The organism is Embleya sp. L77, assembly GCF_055557415.1.
Genome location: NZ_CM145709.1, coordinates 5045105 through 5062216, shown reverse-complemented (window position 1 = coordinate 5062216; position 17112 = coordinate 5045105). Strand labels below are relative to the sequence as shown.

The following is a 17112-nucleotide window of genomic DNA, read 5'->3' as shown; positions in this document are numbered from 1 at the left end:
GGCTCGTCCCGCTCGGGTACGGTTACGGTTTGACCACAAGCCCCCTAGGAGGCTCTCGACGTGGATGTGTGGCACATACTTCGCCCGTTGATCGTGCTCGTCTCGGTGATCGCCTTCACGGGTCTGGTGACCTGGGGAATGGCTCGCCTGGCCCGCGAAGTACAGACCCGCAAGCCGCTGACAGGACCCCTCTGGTCGATGATGCGGCGCGGACGCGCCTCGATCGTGGCCACGCTCGGCGCATCGGTCCTGTTGCTCGCCGAACCGGCCGCCGGCCTGCCCGAACGCAGCCGCGGGATGATTCGGCACGTCCTGGTGCTCGCGGTGATCGCCGCCTGCGCGTGGCTGATCGTGCACGCGGTCACCCTGCTGGTGAACACCTCGTTCGAGCGTTACGCGGCGAACGCGACGGACACCGGCCGGGTACGCCGGATCCAGACCCAGATCGCGCTGATCCGCCGGACCGCGGTGGCCATCGTCGGAATCATCACCTTCGCCGCGATGATCATGACCTTCCCGGGCATGAAGACCATCGGCACCAGCCTGTTGGCGTCCGCCGGTCTGCTCGGCGTGGTGGCCGGTCTGGCCGCGCAGAGCGCGCTGGCCAACCTGTTCGCGGGCCTGCAGATCGCGTTCAGCGACATGGTCCGGATCGGCGACTCGGTCGTGGTCAACCAGGAGATGGGCACGATCGAGGAGATCACCCTGACCTACCTGGTGGTCAACACGTGGGACCAGCGCCGGATCGTGATGCCGGTCTCCTACTTCACCTCCCGGCCGTTCGAGAACTGGTCGCGCACCGACACCCGGATGACCGGCACCGTCTTCCTGCACCTGGACCACTCGGCGCCGGTCGGCGAGCTGCGCGACGAACTGCACCGCATCCTCAAGGACACCGGCCTGTGGGACGGCCAGGGCTGGAGCCTGTACGTCACCGACACCACCCCGACCACGATCCTGGTCCGGGCCGTGGTGACCGCGCGCGACTCCGACGACCTGTGGACGCTGCGCTGCGAGGTGCGCGAGAAGCTGCTCGACTACCTGCGCTGCGAACACCCGTACGCCCTGCCCCGGATCGCCACCGCGCCCGCGCCGCTGGGCAACGAGGCGGTGGGTCCGTACAGCGGCAACGGACGCTTCGCCAAGGCGCGCCCGGTTCCGCAGGTGCCCGTGCAGACCGGTCCGCGCAAGTACGTGGACCTGGCCAAGAAGCCTCAGTCGTTGGCCTCCGCGGCGGCCGCGGCCGAGTCGATCTCGCTGAGGAAGTCCGAGGCGATCGCCCAGGCCCGCGAGGCGGCCTCGCGGTCGTAGTCCGGCAGGTCCGGGTCGGTGAACAGGTGACCGGCGCCGTGGTAGCGGTGGATCTCCACGTCCGCCCCGGCCCGGCGCATCCCCAGGTACCACGTGCCGAGCCAGTCCTCGGTCTCGAACGGGTCCGGCTCGGCCACGTGCAACTGCACCGGCACCTCGGTCGCGGCGTCCTCGCGCAGGTCGGAGGTGCCGTGGAACATCAGCAGCCCGGCCGCGGCGGGGTCCGCGAACGCGGCGTTCTGGGCGATCGAGGCGCCGAGCGAGAAGCCCGCGTAGACCAGGCCCGGGCCGAGCCCGGCGGCGACCTTCACGGCGCGCCGGATCAGCTCGTCCGCGCCGATCTCGTCCTTGATCTCCATGCCCTCCTCGATCGACTCGGTGCCGCGCCCGTCGTACAGGTCGGGCACGGTCACCTCGTGCCCGTCCGCGCGCAGCCGCTCCGCCGCGGCGTGAACGGCGGGGCGCAGCCCGTAGGCGGAGTGGAAGAGCACGATGCGGGCCACGTGGGGGTCCTTCCGAGGACGGGATGCGACAGGGGATCGGACGGCCGAAGGATCGGACAAAGGATCAACGGTACCGTCCGCCGCCGCCCGGTTCAGCGCATGCTGCGCAGGTCCAGGCGGCGCAGGACCCGGTCGGCGGCGGCCGGGTCCACGCCGCGCCGCCCCCGGGCCGCGATCACCTCGCGGCGCGCGGCGGCGGTCATCTCCGCCTCGATCTCGTGCAGCAGCTTGATCCGCCGGGAGCGCTCGACGACCTTGTCGCCCAACTCCTCGGGCATGCCCTCCGGCTTCAGCTCGGCGAGCAGCGCCTTCTGCCGGGCCCGCAGCCGCTGCACCATCTCGTCCGGGAGATCGCGCTCCTCGTCCAACTCGCGCAGCCGGTGCAGCGCCGCCTTGGTCGCGGTGGCCGCGATCCGACGCTCCTCGCGGCTCTCCACGTCGTCCGCCTCGGAGACCCCGAGCCGGCGCACCAGCCAGGGCAGGCTGACCCCCTGGAGCAGCAGGGTCACCACGATCACGCAGAACGCGATCGCGATCAGCCGCTGCCGCTCGGGAAACGCCTCGTCGGCGTCGGTGGTCAGCGGCAGCGCCAGGGCGAGTGCGATGGTGACCACACCGCGCATCCCGGCCCACCACACCACGACGGTCTCGCGCGGGTCCGGGGTCTGCGTCTCGCCGGCGGTCGGCAGCCGGTTGTGCAATCGGCGGGCCAGCGCGGCGACCGGGAACAGCCACAGGCCGCGGACCACGATCAACACCAGGACCACCGCGCCGGCCTCCCAGAACAGCCGGACCCGGTCGCCGTGCAGGTCGTGGAAGATCTCCCACATCTCCAGACCGATCACCCCGAACGCGACGCCGGTGACCACCAGGTCCACGACCTCCCAGAACGAGCGCCCGGTGAGCCGGCCGACCACGTTGTCCGCGTCCTCGGCGACCGAGCCCAGGTAGAAGGCGGTGGTCAGCACCGCGAGCACGCCGGAGCCGTGCAGTTCGTCGGCGACCACGTAGGCCAGGAAGGGCACCAGCAGGGTGAGCAGGGTCTGCAGGGTGGGCTCGTCCAACCGGCCGAGCAGGAGCCGACCGGCCAGGCCGACCGCGAAGCCGATCCCGACCCCGACCGCGGCGGACAGCGCGAATATGCCCACCGCCCGGGCCGGCGAGAACGTCCCGCTGACCGCGGCCGCGACCGCGACCTGATAGAGCACGAGCGAGGTGACGTCGTTGAAGAGCCCCTCGCCCTCCAGGATCGACACCAGTCGCCGGGGCAGCCGCAGCGTCCCGGCCACCGCCGTGGCCGCGACCGGGTCCGGCGGCGCGACCAGCGCGCCCAGCGCGACCGCACCCGCGAGCGGCAGTCCGGGCACCATCGCGTTCGCCACCGCCGCCACCGCGGCCGTGGTGACCAGCACGAGCGCGACCGCGAGCAGCAGGATCGGCCGGGCGTTGGCGGCGAACTCGCGCCAGCTCGAACGTTGCGCCGCCGCGTACAAAAGCGGTGGCAACAGCAGCGGCAGCAGCAGGTCGGGGTCGATCCGCAGGGTCGGCACGAACGGCAACCACCCGAGCAGCACGCCGTACAGCGTCAGCAGCACCGGAAACGGCAGCCGCAACCGACTCGCCAGCGGCACGACCACGACCGTGCCGAACATCAACAGGAACAGCAGCGTGAGCTGACCCACTCCGCCCCCAGACCGATCGACCGCGATTCGATCTTGGAGCGTTCCCCGAATCTCCGCCGAATCACCGATCGGCGGAGATCGGTCTCACCTGTCGGTGACCCGCTCCAGGGTGGCGGTCAGGTCGGCCGGGTAGCCACTCTCGTACTGCACCCACGTGCCGTCGCCGGGGTGCTCGAAGGCCAGGCTCACCGCGTGCAGCCACTGCCGCTCCAGGCCCAGCCGCTTGGACAGCGTCGGGTCCGCGCCGTAGGTCAGGTCGCCCACGCACGGGTGCCGCAGGGCCGCCATGTGCACCCGGATCTGGTGGGTGCGCCCGGTCTCCAGCTTGATCGACAGCAGGCTCGCGGCGCGGAACGCCTCGATCGTGTCGTAGTGCGTGACGCTGGGCTTGCCGCCCATCACCACGGCCCACTTGTAGTCGTGGGTGGGGTGCCGGTCGATCGGCGCGTCGATGGTGCCGGTGTGCGGGTCCGGGTGGCCCTGGACCAGCGCGTGGTAGCGCTTGTCCACGGTGCGGTCCCGGAACTGCTGCTTGAGCAGCGTGTAGGCGCGCTCGGACTTGGCCACCACCATCAGCCCGGAGGTGCCCACGTCCAGGCGGTGCACCACGCCCTGGCGCTCGGCCGCGCCGGAGGTGGAGATGCGGTAGCCGGCCGCCGCGAGGCCGCCGACCACGGTGGTGCCGGTCCAGCCCGGGCTGGGATGCGCGGCGACGCCGACCGGCTTGTCGATCACCACGATGTGGTCGTCGTCGTGCACGATCCGCATGCCGGGCACGGGTTCGGCGACGAGTTGCACGGGCCTGGGCGCCCCCGGCATCTCGACCTCGATCCAGGCCCCACCGTTCACGCGGTCGGACTTCCCGGCCGCCCGGCCGTCGAGCTGCACCTTCCCGCCGGCGGCCAGCTCGGCCGCCTTGGTGCGCGAGAAGCCGAACATCCGCGAGAGCGCGGCATCGACCCGCTCGCCTTCGAGGCCATCGGGAACGGGAAGAGTACGGATTTCGGGCGAGCCGGGATTGACAGTCACGAGATACGAGTATGCCCGGCATCCGGGCCGGACTCGACGGCGTGGTCTTCGGCGGCCTGCTCCGCGGCCGGCGCGGGCTCGGTCCGGACCGGCTCGACGACGGCCTTGGTGGCACCGGCCGGCGCGGGCGAGGAGGCCCGGTCGCCCACCTTCGCGTCGTCGGCCGCGTTCTCGTCCTCGGCCGCCTCGTCGCCGTCGTCGCCCTCGCGGGTGCCGTCCGGCTGCAGGCCCAGGAAGGACAGCAGCACGATCAGACAACCACCGATCACGATGGCCGAGTCGGCCAGGTTGAAGATCGCGAAGTGCTTGGGCGCGATGAAGTCCACCACGTGGCCCTCGAACACGCTGGGCGCCCGGAAGATCCGGTCGGTGAGGTTGCCGAACGCGCCACCGAGCAGCAGGCCGAGCGCGATCGCCCAGGGCAGGCTGTTCAGCTTGCGCGCGAGCCGCAGGATCACCACGACCACGGCACCGGCGATCACGGTCAGCACGATGGTCAGTCCCTGACCCATGCCGAACGCGGCGCCCGCGTTGCGGGTGGCCCGGAACTGGAGCCAGTCGCCGAGGATGTCGATCGGCGCGTGGTACTCGAGTTTCGCCACCACGATCAGCTTGCTGATCAGGTCCAGGGCGTAGGCGAAGGCCGCGACGCCGAGCAGGACGGCGATGTATCGACGGGTGCGCGAACCGGCGGGCGCGGTCGGCTCCTCGCCGCCCGCCCCGCTCTCGGTTGCCTCGGTGTCCGGCTCCCCAGCGGGGGCCTGCGACTCCGCCTCGTCCCGTCGTTCCGCTCCGGTGCCGATGGCTCGCTCCAGTCCTTCGACGCGCCGCCGGCCGCCTCGACGGTTACCGGCGTTCCTCGCGCTGCTTGCAGGTCACACACAGGGTCGCACGCGGGAACGCCTGCAGGCGCGCCTTGCCGATGGCCGAACCACACGACTCGCAGGCCCCGTACGTGCCGTCGGCGAGACGACGCAGCGCCTTCTCCGACTGGAGCAGCATGCCACGCGCGTTGTTGGTCAGGGACATCTCGTGCTCACGCTCGAAGTTCTTGGTCCCGGTGTCCGCCTGATCGTCGCCCGCGCCCTCCCCCGAATCGCGCAGCAGATCGGCGATGCCGTTCTCGGAGACGGCGATCTCGGCCCGCAACTCGTGCGCGGTCTCGATCAGCCCCTCCCGCACCTCGCGCAATTCCGCGTCGTCCCACGGATCCTCACCCGGCCGGACGATGTAGACCGCCGGCGCATGGAACCCGTCGGGCGGCGTGGCCAGCGTCGTCGCGGTCGCGGCAGTCACGTGTGCAGGTGCCTTCACGGTGCGTCCCGTTCCTCCCCGTACCGAGGCTCGTGGCGGCGTCGTCGCGGTCGCACGTCGCGTCCGCCCGCCACTGGCCTTCTCTGTATCCGTCATGGTCACGGCCCCCTTGTTTCGCTTAGGGATGGGTCGCCCCGGACAACCGGACGCGCCGTCCCGTCACTGATTGCGCCGGGGCGGCGACGTAAATCGGTTGTGCCCAGACGCAACCACGCTTATCCCTCTTCTACGTGTCCCGTTCGTTACCGGTTCCCGAGCGGATCGTTATGCACTTGGCGGCGGACCGACTCGGCGGCGCACCGACCCGTTCGGGTCGTACAATCCGCAGAGCGAGACGGTGTCGATGGGGACGAGTAGCGACGCACGCAGCCATCAGCGATCCGGGGACGGTGTGAGCCCGGAGGTGTGCGCGCCGTGAAGATCACCCCGGAGCTGCCGGAGGAAAGGTCGATGCCATCCCGGATCGGCCCGTAGAACCGGCCCTCGCGCAAACGAGTGGGTTGTGCCCGCCCCGGCACGGTTGCCGTACCGGGCGGCGCGGCCAAGAAGGGTGGTACCGCGGGGCCGGCACACGGCGGTCTCGTCCCTTCGGTAGGCACGCATCACAGCCCGCGGAAGGAAGCCACATGTACCGCCCGGTACCGGCGCAGGTCGACCTGCCCGCCATGGAGCACGAGGTCCTCGCGTTCTGGCGGGACAACGACATCTTCGAGCGCTCCCTCGAACGCAATGCCGACGGCCCGCGCTGGGTCTTCTACGAGGGCCCACCGACCGCCAACGGCATGCCGGGCGCGCACCACATCGAAGCCCGCGTGTTCAAGGACGTGTTTCCGCGCTACCGCACCATGCGCGGGTACAACGTGCCGCGCAAGGCCGGGTGGGACTGCCACGGCCTGCCGGTCGAACTGGCCGTCGAGAAGCAGCTCGGCTTCGCCGGCAAGTCGGACATCGAGCGGTACGGGATCGCCGAGTTCAACGCCAAATGCCGCGAGTCGGTGATGACCCACGTGGGCGCCTTCGAGGACCTGACCACCCGGATGGGCTACTGGGTCGATCTGTCCAAGGCGTACCGGACGATGGACCCCGAGTACGTCGAGTCGGTGTGGTGGTCGCTCAAGCAGATCTTCGACAAGGGGCTGCTGACCCAGGACTACCGGGTCGCGCCGTGGTGTCCGCGCTGCGGCACCGGGCTGTCCGACCACGAACTCGCCCAGGGCTACGAGACGGTCGTCGACCCCTCGGTCTACGTGCGCTTCCCGCTCACCTCCGGGCCGCTGGCCGGGCAGGCCGCGCTGCTGGTGTGGACCACCACGCCGTGGACGCTGGTCTCCAACACCGCCGCCGCGGTGCACCCGGACGTGACCTACGTGGTGGCCACCGACGGCCGAGAGCGCCTGGTGGTCGCCGAGCCGCTGCTGGGCAAGGCGCTCGGCGAGGGCTGGGTGGCCACCGGCGAGCGGTTCACCGGCCGGGAGATGGAACGCTGGGCCTACCGGCGCCCGTTCGACCTGCTGCCGCTGGAGGACGCGAACTTCGTCGTGCTCGCGGACTACGTCACCACCGAGGACGGCTCGGGTGTCGTGCACCAGGCGCCCGCCTTCGGTGAGGACGACCTCAAGACCTGCCGGGCGTACGGCCTGCCGGTGGTCAACCCGGTCCGCCCGGACGGCACCTTCGAGCCGGAGCTGGCGCTGGTGGGCGGGCAGTTCTTCAAGAAGGCCGACGAGGCGCTGGTCGCGGACCTGCGCGAGCGCGGGCTGCTGTTCCGGCATCTGGAGTACGAGCACAGCTATCCGCACTGCTGGCGCTGCCACACCGCGCTGCTCTACTACGCGCAGCCGTCCTGGTACATCCGCACCACCGCGGTCAAGGACGCGCTGCTGCGCGAGAACGAGCGGACCAACTGGCACCCGGAGACGGTCAAGTGGGGCCGCTACGGCGACTGGCTGAACAACAACATCGACTGGGCGCTGTCCCGGAACCGCTACTGGGGCACGCCGCTGCCGATCTGGCGCTGCGACGAGAATCACCTCACCTGCGTCGGCTCGCTGGGCGAATTGTCCGAGCTGACCGGACGCGACCTGTCCGGGCTGGACCCGCATCGGCCGTTCATCGACGAGGTGGTCTTCGACTGCCCGGCCAAGGCCGGCGACGGCACGGCGTGCGGCGGGCGGGCCACCCGGGTGCCCGAGGTGATCGACGCCTGGTACGACTCGGGTTCGATGCCGTTCGCCCAGTTCGGCTACCCGTACCGCAACCGCGAGCTGTTCGAGCAGTCCTATCCGGCGCAGTTCATCTCCGAGGCGATCGACCAGACCCGCGGCTGGTTCTACACGCTGATGGCGATCGGCACGCTGGTCTTCGACAAGTCGTCCTACGAGAACGTGGTGTGCCTGGGGCACATCCTGGCCGAGGACGGCCGGAAGATGTCCAAGCACCTGGGCAACACCCTGGAGCCGATCCCGCTGATGGACCGGCACGGCGCGGACGCGGTGCGCTGGTTCATGGCCGCGGGCGGCTCGCCCTGGTCGGCCCGCCGGGTCGGGCACGGCACCATCCAGGAGGTGGTCCGCAAGACCCTGCTGACCTACTGGAACACGGTCAGCTTCCAGGCCCTGTACGCGCGCACCGGCGGCTGGACGCCGAGCGCGAGCGACCCGGCCCCGGCCGAGCGCCCGCTGCTCGACCGGTGGTTGTTGTCCGAGCTGAACACCCTCGTGGGCGACGTGGACGCGGCCCTGGAGGCCTACGACACGCAGCGCGCGGGCAAGGCGCTCACCGCGTTCGTGGACGACCTGTCGAACTGGTACGTGCGCCGGTCCCGGCGGCGGTTCTGGAACGCGGAGCCGGCCGCCCTGGCCACGCTGCACGAGGCGCTGGAGACGGTCACCCGGTTGATGGCACCGCTGGTGCCGTTCATCACCGAGCGGGTCTGGCAGGACGTGGTCCGCCCGGTCACCGCCGACGCGCCCGAGTCGGTGCACATGGCCGCGTGGCCGACGGCGGATCCGGCGCTGGTGCACCCGGAGTTGGGCCGGCAGATGACGCTGGTGCGGCGCCTGGTGGAGTTGGGCCGGGCCACCCGCGCCGACTCCGGGGTCAAGACCCGGCAGCCGCTGGGCCGTGCGCTGATCGGCGCGGCGGGCTGGGACGAGCTGTCCGGGGAACTGCGCGAGCAGATCGCCGAGGAGCTCAACGTGGTCTCCGTCGCGGCGCTGTCCGAGGCGGGTGGCGACCTGGTCGAGTACAGCGCGAAGGGCAACTTCCGGGCGCTGGGCAAGCGGTTCGCCAAGCGCACCCCGATCGTGGCCGCGGCGATCGCCGCCGCCGACGCATCGGCGCTGTCCGCGGCGCTGCGCGAGTCGGGCACCGCGGTGGTCGTGGTCGAGGGCGAGGAGGTCGAGGTGGCGGCCGAGGAGGTCATCGTCACCGAGACCCCGCGCGAGGGCTGGACGGTGGCCGGCCAGGACGGCGCCACCGTCGCGCTCGATCTGACCATCACACCCGAACTGCGGCTCGCGGGCCTGGCTCGCGACGTGGTCCGGCTGATCCAGGAGGCGCGCAAGAACAGCGGCCTGGAGGTGTCCGACCGGATCCTGGTGTGGTGGGCCGCGGACGAGTCGGAGGAGACCACCTCGGCGCTGCTCGCGCACGGCGTGCAGGTCGCCGACGAGGTGCTGGCGACGCAGTTCACCCAGGGCGCGCCGGAGGACGAGGAGTTGTTCGAGCACGGCGACCCGGCGCTCGGCCTGCGGTTCTGGCTGCGCAAGGTGTGAATCGGCGGGCGGGACGGTTTCGGCCGTCCCGCCCGACTCCCCCGATTCGTCCCGAACCACTCCGAATTGCCGGGAAACCCGAGAAGCGCCCGTCCCCCCGGAGGGGGCGGGCGCTTCTCGGATGTGCCGACCGACGCTCAGTGGCCGGTCAGTTGTCGGGGTCCTCGTCGATCAGGAACCCGCGCATCGGCGAGGGCTGCTGCATCTGCTGCGGCTGCGGCGCCTGCGGACGCACCGGCGACATCTGCTGCGTCATCGCCGGGCTCATCTGCTGCCCGATCGACGGCGTCATCGCGGGCGACATCGACGACGGCTGCGACATCGACTGCGACATCGGTACCGGCGCGGACGACATGGCCGGCGGCAACGAGGCCGTGGCCGGCGTACGCGGCGGCGCGAGCGAGTCGTCGGCCTGCGACTCCAACTGGCGCAGCTGGCTCTCCAGGTACGACTTCAGGCGCGTGCGGTACTCCCGCTCGAACGCACGCAGGTCGTCGACCTTGCGCTCGAGCGTGGCGCGGGCACTTTCGAGCGAGCCCATCGCGACGCGGTGCTTCTCCTGCGCGTCCCGCTCGAGGGCGTCCGCCTTGGAGCGCGCGTCGCGCTCCATGCCCTCGGCGCGGGTGCGCGCCTCGCCCACTATCTTGTTCGCCTCGGAGCGGGCCTCGGCGATCGCCTGGTCCGCCGTCTGCTGCGCCAGCGCGAGCACCCGAGCGGCGCTGTCGCCACCGGGGTTGCCCATCTGCTGCTGCGGTCCGCCCGGACCGAGCTGCGGCGGGCCGCCCTGCAACTGGTGCTGCTGAAGCTGTTGTTGGTGCTGCGGCGGGCCCTGGAGCTGGTGCTGACCGCTCATGCCGGGGTTGCCCATTCCGGGGCCGCCCTGCATCTGGTGCTGACCGCCTTGCAGCTGGTGCTGCTGCTGACCGGGCAGCTGGTGCTGACCGCTCATGCCGGGGCCACCCTGCAGCTGGTGCTGCGGCGGGCCCTGGAGCTGGTGCTGACCGCTCATGCCCGGACCAAGCTGCTGCGGTCCCCCCATGGGGTGCTGCTGCGGTCCACCGGGACCGAGCTGCTGCGGGCCGCCCTGCATCTGGTGCTGGCCGCCCTGCATCCCCTGCGGCCCGCCCATCTGGGGCGGCGGAGGAACCGGGGTCGGCCCGGATATGGCTGCCGGGACGGGTGCGTCGGGGCGTTCGCGCTCCTTGCGCTGCTGAGCCTGCTGCTGACTCTGCGCGGCGGCACGGGTCGCCGCCGCGAGTTTCGCTCGCAGGTCCTCATTTTCCCGGAGAAGTCGGGTCAGTTCGCCCTCGACCTCATCGAGGAACGCATCGACCTCGTCCTCGTCATAGCCCTCACGGAGACGGACGGTCGTGAACTGCTTGTTACGCACGTCTTCGGGGGTCAACGGCATCTCTTCACCTCAGCGTGATCGTCGGCATCGGACAGACGGTACCGCTTACAGCCTGCCCACGACGGAGATCAGGATGTAGACGATGATCATCAGTACGAAGAAGGACAGGTCGAGTGCTACACCCCCGAGGCGCAGCGGAGGAATGAACCTGCGCAGCAACTTCAACGGTGGATCGGTGATGGAGTACGTGGCCTCCAGCAATACCACCATGGCCCCGCGCGGCTCGTACGACCGCGCGAACTGGAACACGTAGTCCATCACCAAGCGGAAGAACAACACGATCAAAAAGCAGTAGAGCACGATGCGGATGATCTCCAGCGCGATGCTCATTTACCTGCCCCCTCGTGTGCCGTCCCTCTGGTCAGGACCGCACCTAGCCTCAGTTTTCGCACACCTCAGCTCTGATTGAAGAACCCGCCCTCGGCGATGCGGGCCTTGTCCTCGGCTGTCACATCGACGTTAGCAGGCGACAGGAGGAAGACTTTTTGGGTGACCCGCTCGATGCTGCCGTGCAGGCCGAACACGAGACCCGCGGCGAAGTCCACCAGGCGCTTGGCGTCGGTGTCCTCCATTTCCGTCAGGTTCATGATCACGGGCGTGCTCTCGCGAAAGTGCTCGCCGATCGTGCGGGCTTCGTTGTAGGTACGCGGGTGCAGCGTCGTGATGCGGTAGGGCTCACGTTCGCTGACGACTTTGTGTACGGTCACCGGTGTGCTGCTCTCGGGACGGCGTTCGGGCATGGCGGACACTGTTGCGCGGTGTTCTTCAAGGCGGCCTTCGTCGCGAAGGGCCCCCGCTTCGCGAAGGGCAGTAGCTCCACGAACGAGATCCTCGCGACGTTCCCGCGATTCCCCACGCGGCTCGCGTACTTCACGTGGCTCCTCACGACGCTCGTCCCGCCGCTCCTCGCGACGATCGGTGCGCTCGACCCGGTCGCGGCCGTCCTGGCCGATGTCGTCCTCATCGTAATCGTCATACTCGTAGACATCGTCCTCCACGAGGCCGAGGTAGACCGCCATCTTGCGCATTGCGCCGGCCATGTTCCGCTTCCTCCGGTCTCACGGTGGATCGGCTGAGGTCACCGTGGGTCGTGCGATCCACTTCACGGCGACGCTACCGGAGGGAAGGCCGGACTCCGAGCACCGCAGTACCGATGCGTACATGTGTCGCCCCGGCCTCGATGGCCGCTTCGAGGTCGTTGCTCATCCCCGCGGAAACCATGTTTGCAGTCGGATGGGCTTCGCGCAGGCGGGTTGCGATTTCTCGCAACCCGGCGAAAGCCCGAGCGGGTTCGACGCCGAGCGGGGCCACCGCCATCACGCCGCCGAGGATCAGGTTCGGCGCACCGGCCACCACGTCCGCAAGTTCGGCCAGGTCGGCCGCGGACACCCCGCCGCGGGTCGGGTCTTCGTCCAGGCTGACCTGCAACAGCGCGGTGATCGTGCGCTGTTGCCGCTCGGCCGCGGCGGACAGCGAACGGGCGAGCCTGACCCGGTCGAGCGAGTGCACCACATCGGCGTAACGCGCCACCGATTTGGCCTTGTTGGTCTGCAGTTGGCCGACGTAGTGCCAGGTGAGGTCGAGGTCCTCGGTGGCCTTCGCCTTGGGCGCGGCCTCCTGGTCGCGGTTCTCGCCGACGTCGCGGACGCCGAGTCCGGCGAGCAGTCGCACGTCGCTCGCCGGGTGCGTCTTGGTCACCACCACGAGGGTGACGTCCGCGCGCGGGCGGCCGGCGCTCGCGCACGCGGCGGCGATCCGGCCCTCGACGGCGGCCAGGTTGGCGGCGAGTTCGGCACCTCGACGGGCGCCCTCTGCGGTCGGCTGAGCGTGCGTTTCCATCCGTCCATCGTCGCCGACGGGGACCGGACACGCCCGGGCGGGGTCAGCCCTCGGCGAGCCACACGTAGCCGGCGATCCGACCCGTGCTCCGGTCCCGGCGATAGGAGAAATGGTCGCTCGACTCGCGCGTGCAGATGTGCGATTTCTCACCCGACACAACCCCCTGCGCGGCGAGTTGCGCCCACACGCCGGCCGGGATATCGAGCCCTGGAGTGCCCTCACGGGTGCGTGCGCGGGCCGCCGGGACAACTGCGGACACTTCCTCGCACATCGCCTCGGGAACCTCGTAGCAGGCGCCACAGACGGCCGGCCCGGTCCGGGCCACGATCCGGGCCGGATCGGCGCCGAGTTTGCACATCGCCTGCACGGCGGCCGGCACGACCCCCGCGGCCAGGCCCGGCCGGCCCGCGTGCGCGGCGGCCACCACGCCGGCCTGCGGATCGGCGAGCAGCACCGGAGTGCAGTCGGCGACCAGAACCGCGAGCGCCAGCCCCGCGGTCGCGGTGACCAGGGCATCGGTGGCGGGCAACGGCTCGGCGGACGCGGCGTCGACGACGGTGACCGTGTTGCCGTGCACCTGGTTCATCCACACCACCCGTTCGGGTGACAGGCCCAGCGCCCGGGCGGTGCGTGCGCGGTTCGCGGCGACCACGCGCGGGTCGTCGCCCACGTGGTCGCCGAGGTTCAACTCGTCATACGGCGCGGCGCCCGTGCCGCCCCACCGGTCGGTGAAGGCGAAACGGGCGCCGCCGGAAGCGGCCCTTCGCGTGAACACGTCGGGCCCACCCCTTGTGTCGATTTGCTGCGATGTCGTGCCGTTCGCGGGTGTTGCCGCGAATGCTACGACTTCATGAACGGCGGGATGTCGAGATCCAGGTCGTCCTTGATCGGCTCCGGCACCAACGGCGCACGCGGGCTCGGAGTGGTCGGCGCCGGGTAGCTGGTCGGCGGCGGGGTGGGCTCGTGCAGCACACCCGGACCCTGGTTCTGGGTCGGCCGCCCCACCGGCTCCGGCCGCGAGGCCGCGGTCGTGGTCGCGGGCTTGCCCAACTCGCTCTTGGACGGCGGCTGGCCGCCGTCGAAGCCGGCCGCGATCACGGTGACCCGCACCTCGTCGCCGAGCGCGTCGTCGATGACCGCGCCGAAGATGATGTTCGCCTCGGGGTGCGCGGCCTCGCTGACCAGCTGCGCGGCCTCGTTGATCTCGAACAGGCCGAGGTCGGAGCCGCCGGAGATGGAGAGCAGCACGCCGCGGGCGCCGTCGATGGACGCCTCCAGGAGCGGGCTGGAGATGGCCATCTCGGCCGCCGCCACCGCCCGGTCGTCGCCGCGCGCCGAACCGATTCCCATCAGCGCCGAACCGGCCTCGGACATCACCGACTTGACGTCGGCGAAGTCCAGGTTGATCAGGCCGGGCGTGGTGATCAGATCGGTGATGCCCTGCACACCGGACAGCAACACCTGGTCGGCCGAGCGGAACGCGTCCAGGACGCTGACCTGCCGGTCGGAGATGGAGAGCAGCCGGTCGTTGGGGATGACGATCAGGGTGTCGACCTCGTCGCGCAGCTGCGCGATGCCGTCCTCGGCCTGGTTCGCGCGGCGCCGTCCCTCGAAGGTGAACGGGCGCGTGACCACGCCGATGGTGAGCGCGCCGAGCGAGCGGGCGATGTTGGCCACCACGGGGGCGCCACCGGTACCGGTGCCGCCGCCCTCGCCCGCCGTGACGAAGACCATGTCGGCCCCCTTGAGGACCTCCTCGATCTCCTCGCGGTGGTCTTCGGCGGCCTTGCGGCCGACGTCGGGGTTCGCGCCGGCGCCGAGGCCGCGGGTCAATTCCCGGCCGACGTCGAGCTTGACGTCGGCATCGCTCATGAGGAGGGCTTGGGCGTCGGTGTTGATCGCGATGAACTCGACGCCCTTGAGACCGACCTCGATCATCCGGTTGATGGCGTTGACACCGCCACCGCCGATACCGACCACCTTGATGACTGCGAGGTAGTTCTGGGGTGCTGCCACGTCGAAGGCCTCTCGCCTCGAGTTCCGGTCGGCGTGCCGTGGTTCCGGCATGCCGACATTTGCCGACTTGGGGAGGTCGGGACGCGATTTCCGCGAGCCACCAAAACCCTCACCCTCAGGTATAGAGTTACACCGATTCGCATCGAACGCCGCCGATGCGAACGGTGCGGATTACTGCTTTGTCAACCTGGGGCTAGGCCGACACTAGGTCCCCATCGGACACGGTTCAACGAACACGCCGAACCTGTCCCTATTGTTTTATCGCAGTGGCGGGGTGCTTCCGCTCCCTGTCACGGCGTGGTCGGGGTCGAAACCGCCGCGGCGGGTGCGACCGGTGGTAACGACTGGGCGGGCGCCGGCGGCGCGACCGAGGGGACCGGCTGGGTTCGGGTCACCGGCGCGTCGGGCGCGCTGACGTCGTAGAACTTCGCCGGTCGCGGCAACAGCGCCGCGAGTACGAGTGCCTTGCGGTCGGACGCCTCCGCCCCACCCCACAACACGGTCTCGCCCTTGTCGAGCACGAGCACGATGTCGTCGCGCGTTCGTGCGGTGATGTCCCGTACACGTTGGGCGACCGGCGGTGGCAATGCCGCCACCACCTGAACCACCCCCCGTAGCGTTTCCCGACTCACCGTGTCGGCGTCGGCCTTGACGACCGGCACGCCCGCCGGTGCGGCGTCCACCGTACCGAACCGTACGCCGTCCTTGTCGATCTCCGCGTAGCGGCCCGCGTCCGGCACGACCAGCGCGGTCACCCGTTCGCGCACCGAGATCCGCACGGTGTGCGGCCAATCCCGCTCGACCCGGACCGAGGCCACCCGCGGGATCGCGGCCACCCGGGCCCGGATCGCGTCGAGGTCGATCCCGGCCAACGGCTCACCGACGGGGACCGCCGCGACCCGGGCGACCTGATCCCGGGGCAGCGTGGCCAACCCGCCGACGGCCACCGTGCGGGTGTCCAGGAGCGGCGAGTGGTAGACGATCCCCCATCCGGTCACCGCGAGCAGCACGAGGAGCACCAGGACCAGGAGCGGGCGCAGGTTGGTCCAGCGTCGCCGCGGACCGCGCCCGGCCTTCGCCGGACGCCCCGGCGCGCGCTCCTTCGTCTTGGGCAAGAACGCTCCCTGGGCCTGCGCCTATTGGGGCAACCGCGCGGCGGCGATCGCCTCGTGGACCATCCGGACCAGTTCCTCGTCGGCGTCGCGCCGACCGAACTCGGCCGCCGCCTTGCCCATGTCGTGCAGCTTGCGTGCGTCGGTGAGCACCGGCAGCACGGACGAGCGGATCCAGTCCGGGGTCAGGTCGGCGTCGTCGACCAGCAGGCCGCCACCCGCCTTGACCACGGGCTGCGCGTTCAGCCGTTGCTCGCCGTTGCCGATCGGCAGCGGGACGTAGGCCGCGGGCAGGCCGACCGCGGCCAACTCGGCGCAGGTCATCGCGCCCGCCCGGCACAGCACCATGTCGGCCGCCGCGTAGGCCAGGTCCATCCGGTCGAGGTAGGGCACCACGACGTAGGCCGGACCGCCGGGCGGCGAGCTGATCGTGAGTTCGTTGTTGGGCCCGGCCGCGTGCAGCACCTGGACACCCTCGGCGAGCAGCTGCTGGGCGGTGGCGGCGAGGGTCTCGTTCAGCCGCCGGGCGCCCTGCGAGCCGCCGAACACCAGCAGGGTGGGCCGCATCGGGTCCAGGCCGAACGTCGCGCGGGCCTCGTCGCGCAGCGCGTTGCGGTCCAGGGTGGCGATCGCCCGGCGCAGCGGGATGCCGATGTAGCGCGCCCCGCGCAGCTTGCTGTCCGGCGTGCTCACCGCGACGAATCGGGTGTAGCGGGCGCCGATCTTGTTGGCCAGGCCCGGTCGGGCGTTGGCCTCGTGCACCACCGTGGGCACACCCTGGCGCTTGGCCGCGAGGTAGCCCGGCAGCGCGACGTAGCCGCCGAAGCCGACCAGGCAGGACGCGTTGGTCCGCTCCAGCACGGCCGCGGCCTCGCGGATGGTGCCGCGCAGTCGACCGGGGACGGTCATCAGTTCGGGCGTGGGCTTGCGCGGCAACGGCACGGCCGGGATCAACGCGAGTTCGTAACCGCGAGCGGGAACGAGCTTGGTCTCCAGGCCCTTGGCCGTGCCGAGCGCCGTGATGCCCACATTGGGGTTCTGGCGGCGCAGCGCGTCCGCCAATGCCAGAGCGGGCTCGATGTGCCCGGCGGTTCCTCCGCCGGCAAGGACGACATGCAC

General features: G+C 70.7%; 14 protein-coding genes and 1 pseudogene. 2 read left to right on the top strand and 13 right to left on the bottom strand.

What is annotated here, in order from left to right; translation table 11 throughout:
- Window positions 1-60: 60 nt before the first annotated feature.
- The gene (locus ACZOOI_RS21700; protein ID WP_465277390.1) at window positions 61-1311 is read left to right on the top strand and encodes a mechanosensitive ion channel family protein; all 1251 of its coding nucleotides are present in this window, start codon (window positions 61-63) and stop codon (window positions 1309-1311) included.
- On the opposite strand, the gene ACZOOI_RS21695 is transcribed toward ACZOOI_RS21700, so the two are convergent.
- From ACZOOI_RS21695 to ACZOOI_RS21675, 5 genes and pseudogenes are all read right to left on the bottom strand, one after another.
- The gene (locus tag ACZOOI_RS21695; protein ID WP_396005634.1) at window positions 1215-1814 is read right to left on the bottom strand and encodes a dienelactone hydrolase family protein; all 600 of its coding nucleotides are present in this window, start codon (window positions 1812-1814) and stop codon (window positions 1215-1217) included. The two genes, ACZOOI_RS21700 and ACZOOI_RS21695, sit on opposite strands and share 97 nt — an antisense overlap.
- A 92-nt stretch (window positions 1815-1906) precedes the next feature.
- Window positions 1907-3496 carry a Na+/H+ antiporter gene (locus tag ACZOOI_RS21690; RefSeq protein WP_465277389.1) on the bottom strand — a complete coding sequence of 530 codons (1590 nt, stop codon included), beginning with the start codon at window positions 3494-3496 and terminating at the stop codon, window positions 1907-1909.
- 84 nt (window positions 3497-3580) lie between these two features.
- On the bottom strand, window positions 3581-4525 hold the full coding sequence (locus ACZOOI_RS21685; RefSeq protein WP_465277388.1) for an RluA family pseudouridine synthase: 945 nt from the start codon (window positions 4523-4525) through the stop codon (window positions 3581-3583).
- A 197-nt stretch (window positions 4526-4722) separates the two neighbouring features.
- Window positions 4723-5328, bottom strand: a pseudogene (gene lspA / locus ACZOOI_RS21680) (signal peptidase II); the annotation flags it as partial.
- A gap of 43 nt (window positions 5329-5371) precedes the next feature.
- The gene (locus ACZOOI_RS21675) at window positions 5372-5821 is read right to left on the bottom strand and encodes a TraR/DksA family transcriptional regulator (protein ID WP_391582626.1); all 450 of its coding nucleotides are present in this window, start codon (window positions 5819-5821) and stop codon (window positions 5372-5374) included.
- Between the two features lie 644 nt (window positions 5822-6465).
- Here ACZOOI_RS21675 and ileS point away from each other — a divergent pair.
- On the top strand, window positions 6466-9615 hold the full coding sequence (ileS, locus tag ACZOOI_RS21670) for an isoleucine--tRNA ligase (RefSeq protein WP_465277387.1): 3150 nt from the start codon (window positions 6466-6468) through the stop codon (window positions 9613-9615).
- Between the two features lie 148 nt (window positions 9616-9763).
- On the opposite strand, the gene ACZOOI_RS21665 is transcribed toward ileS, so the two are convergent.
- The 8 genes from ACZOOI_RS21665 to murG all read right to left on the bottom strand — a co-directional run bounded on the left by ACZOOI_RS21665 (window position 9764) and on the right by murG (window position 17112).
- The gene (locus ACZOOI_RS21665; RefSeq protein ID WP_391582628.1) at window positions 9764-11026 is read right to left on the bottom strand and encodes a DivIVA domain-containing protein; all 1263 of its coding nucleotides are present in this window, start codon (window positions 11024-11026) and stop codon (window positions 9764-9766) included.
- Between the two features lie 45 nt (window positions 11027-11071).
- Complete coding sequence (locus ACZOOI_RS21660) at window positions 11072-11356, bottom strand: YggT family protein (RefSeq protein ID WP_020552920.1); 285 nt, start codon at window positions 11354-11356, stop codon at window positions 11072-11074.
- Between the two features lie 65 nt (window positions 11357-11421).
- Window positions 11422-12066 (bottom strand): cell division protein SepF, encoded by a 645-nt coding sequence (locus ACZOOI_RS21655; protein WP_026218733.1) that lies wholly within the window; start codon window positions 12064-12066, stop codon window positions 11422-11424.
- 73 nt (window positions 12067-12139) lie between these two features.
- Window positions 12140-12865: a YggS family pyridoxal phosphate-dependent enzyme gene (locus ACZOOI_RS21650; protein ID WP_465277386.1), complete on the bottom strand. Its 726-nt coding sequence runs from the start codon at window positions 12863-12865 to the stop codon at window positions 12140-12142.
- Between the two features lie 43 nt (window positions 12866-12908).
- Window positions 12909-13640, bottom strand: a complete 732-nt coding sequence (gene pgeF, locus ACZOOI_RS21645) for a peptidoglycan editing factor PgeF (RefSeq protein WP_465277385.1) — start codon at window positions 13638-13640, stop codon at window positions 12909-12911.
- A gap of 65 nt (window positions 13641-13705) precedes the next feature.
- Window positions 13706-14881 (bottom strand): cell division protein FtsZ, encoded by a 1176-nt coding sequence (gene ftsZ / locus ACZOOI_RS21640; RefSeq protein ID WP_465277384.1) that lies wholly within the window; start codon window positions 14879-14881, stop codon window positions 13706-13708.
- Window positions 14882-15171: 290 nt separating this feature from the next.
- Window positions 15172-15996, bottom strand: a complete 825-nt coding sequence (locus ACZOOI_RS21635) for a cell division protein FtsQ/DivIB (protein WP_465277383.1) — start codon at window positions 15994-15996, stop codon at window positions 15172-15174.
- 21 nt (window positions 15997-16017) lie between these two features.
- Window positions 16018-17112 carry an undecaprenyldiphospho-muramoylpentapeptide beta-N-acetylglucosaminyltransferase gene (gene murG, locus ACZOOI_RS21630; protein WP_465277382.1) on the bottom strand — a complete coding sequence of 365 codons (1095 nt, stop codon included), beginning with the start codon at window positions 17110-17112 and terminating at the stop codon, window positions 16018-16020.